We start from the raw sequence: 2,913 nt of genomic DNA, 5'->3' as shown, positions 1-2,913 counted from the left end.
AGTCGCTGTCAGAGTCTGAATCGCTGTCNGAGTCTGANTCNCTGTCCGAGTCTGAGTCGCTGTCGGAGTCTGAATCGCTGTCAGAGTCTGAATCACTGTCCGAGTCTGAGTCGCTGTCAGAGTCTGAATCGCTGTCAGAGTCTGAATCACTGTCCGAGTCTGAATCGCTGTCAGAGTCTGAATCGCTGTCAGAGTCTGAATCGCTGTCAGAGTCTGANTCGCTGTCGGAGTCTGAATCGCTGTCAGAGTCTGAATCACTGTCGGAGTCTGAATCGCTGTCAGAGTCTGAATCNCTGTCCGAGTCTGAGTCGCTGTCAGAGTCTGAATCGCTGTCAGAGTCTGAATCACTGTCCGAGTCTGAGTCGCTGTCGGAGTCTGAATCGCTGTCAGAGTCTGAATCNCTGTCCGAGTCTGAATCGCTGTCAGAGTCTGAATCGCTGTCAGAGTCTGAATCGCTGTCAGAGTCTGAATCGCTGTCAGAGTCTGAATCGCTGTCAGAGTCTGAATCGCTGTCAGAGTCTGAATCGCTGTCAGAGTCTGAATCNCTGTCAGAGTCTGAGTCGCTGTCAGAGTCTGAATCGCTGTCAGAGTCTGAATCNCTGTCAGAGTCTGAATCACTGTCGGAGTCTGAGTCACTGTCGGAGTCTGAATCGCTGTCAGAGTCTGAATCACTGTCCGAGTCTGAGTCGCTGTCAGAGTCTGAATCGCTGTCAGAGTCTGAATCACTGTCGGAGTCTGAGTCGCTGTCGGAGTCTGAATCGCTGTCAGAGTCTGAATCNCTGTCCGAGTCTGANTCGCTGTCCGAGTCTGAATCGCTGTCCGAGTCTGANTCGCTGTCCGAGTCTGAGTCGCTGTCGGAGTCTGAATCGCTGTCAGAGTCTGAATCACTGTCCGAGTCTGAGTCGCTGTCCGAGTCTGAGTCGCTGTCAGAGTCTGAGTCACTGTCGGAGTCTGAATCGCTGTCAGAGTCTGAATCGCTGTCGGAGTCTGANTCGCTGTCAGAGTCTGAATCGCTGTCNGAGTCTGAGTCGCTGTCAGAGTCTGAGTCACTGTCGGAGTCTGAATCGCTGTCAGAGTCTGAATCACTGTCCGAGTCTGAGTCGCTGTCCGAGTCTGAATCGCTGTCCGAATCTGAGTCGCTGTCGGAGTCTGAACTATTATTATCAGCCCAAGCTAAAATACCACCTGCAGTTACAGGAATAGCTGCCCATAATAGTGGATTATAATTATCACCATAAAGTAATGTTTCAATACTTTCCAAAGGTTGATAATGAATGGTGTCTAATAATACACCCTGATCATTTGTAAAACGCACCCAGATTAACTGATCCGAACCATCACCAAATACTAAACTATTATCAGTTGATGCTGTTTCACTAAAAAAATCTTCAATAGTTATAACTTCACCGTTCTTTAAACGGATAATTACATTTGTACCATCTCTTTTAACTTCCACAACATCATTAGGAGAAACTTTGACAAGAACAACAGAAGGTTCTTTTAGTTTCGTAGATGTTCCAGAAATATTAGCTAAAGTTTTATGACTTTCTTTAGCCACAATCTGAATTTCAGCCATTGAATAACTTCCTCATATTGGAGTTAACTAACCCAAAGCATCGATATAGTTTTAAATCGATGCTAAAAATAAAATGCATATTTAAAATTACATATTAAAACACATTTGTATATGTAAAATAACCAAAAGACAAGGGCTTTGTTGCATAAATATCGGGAAGATAGACTGACTCATCTTTATTTTTATTTATGCAACAAAGCCTTTTTTTAAATAAAATAAGAGAATATAGGATAGGGAAAGAAAATAGGATCGTTATACAAAATGGACAATAATAAAAAAAGTACCGCAAATAAATCTGCATCTCTACAGGTATATAAAAGTCAGTTAGCTGATAGTTTAACTAAGCGGCAAATTAGTATGATTTCTATTGGCGGCATTATTGGTGCAGGATTATTTGTAGGTTCAGCATCAGGTATTGCCGCGGTGGGACCAGCGATTATTTTATCGTATGTCTTAACCAGCATATTGGTATTTTTGGTAATGCGTATGCTAGGGGAGATGGCGGTAATACAGCCAGATACGGGGTCGTTTTCGACTTATGCTGCAAGTGCAATAGGACCTTGGGCAGGGTTTAGTATTGGTTGGTTATATTGGTGGTTTTGGGTACTGGTTATCCCAATTGAAGCGATTGCAGGAGCAGATATATTAGCGCAATATTTTGCCATGCCGGCATGGTTATTTGCGCTGTTGATAGTAATATTTTTAACCTCAGTGAATTTATTTAATGTCAAAAACTATGGAGAGTTTGAGTTTTGGTTTGCCTTAATTAAGGTTATTGCCATTATTTTATTTATTCTTGTTGCTGGTATGGCGGTATTAGGCTGGTGGCCATGGGCTAATACGGAGGGTATATCAAACTTATATCAACATGGTGGTTTTATGCCAAATGGTTTTGGTGCAATTTTAGCAGGTGTATTACTTACAATATTTTCTTTCTTTGGTTCTGAGGTGGTTTCAATTGCAGCTGCAGAGGCTAAACACCCGCAAGAGAAAATTCGTAAAGCGACTAATTTAGTAATTTATCGAATTGCGATATTTTAGGGTCTGTTGACATTTGCTGTATAAAAAAATAGCGAGATAGTAAAATTCAATCGCCAAACCAAATTCACTACTCGCTATGCCTCGTACAATGTTGAATGATCAACACTGGTCTAAGTTAAAAGCTATTCTCCGCAATTTTAATATTTATCTCAAATCAAATTTGAGAAATTTTTTTGAGGCAATCCTATATCGTATTAGAACAGGATGCCCTTGGAGAGATTTACCCGAGGTTTTTGGTAATCCAAACTCAATTTTTAAAAAGTACAATCGCTGGTCTAATAAAGATAAGCTAATGA

Annotated in this window: 2 protein-coding genes and 1 pseudogene; 2 read left to right on the top strand and 1 reads right to left on the bottom strand. The window is 41.7% G+C overall.

Annotation, left to right across the window (positions count from 1 at the left end; translation table 11 throughout):
* Nucleotides 1-1,576, bottom strand: a 1,576-nt coding sequence (locus tag KPC_RS18760) for a BapA/Bap/LapF family prefix-like domain-containing protein (RefSeq protein WP_121975844.1), incomplete at its 3' end; no start/stop codon positions are given.
* Nucleotides 1,577-1,933: 357 nt separating this feature from the next.
* On the opposite strand from KPC_RS18760, the pseudogene KPC_RS18755 reads away from it, so the two are divergent.
* Together KPC_RS18755 and KPC_RS18750 are read left to right on the top strand one after the other, a co-directional pair.
* Nucleotides 1,934-2,614, top strand: a pseudogene (locus KPC_RS18755) (amino acid permease); the annotation flags it as partial.
* Between the two features lie 79 nt (nucleotides 2,615-2,693).
* A partial coding sequence (locus KPC_RS18750) for a transposase (RefSeq protein WP_146196669.1) occupies nucleotides 2,694-2,913 on the top strand: 220 nt, incomplete at its 3' end.

The sequence above is a fragment of the Acinetobacter stercoris genome, from assembly GCF_900323515.1.
Classification (GTDB): Bacteria; Pseudomonadota; Gammaproteobacteria; order Pseudomonadales; family Moraxellaceae; genus Acinetobacter; species Acinetobacter stercoris.
Note: the sequence above shows the minus strand (reverse complement) of the source record. Positions and strands in the feature narration are given on the sequence as shown.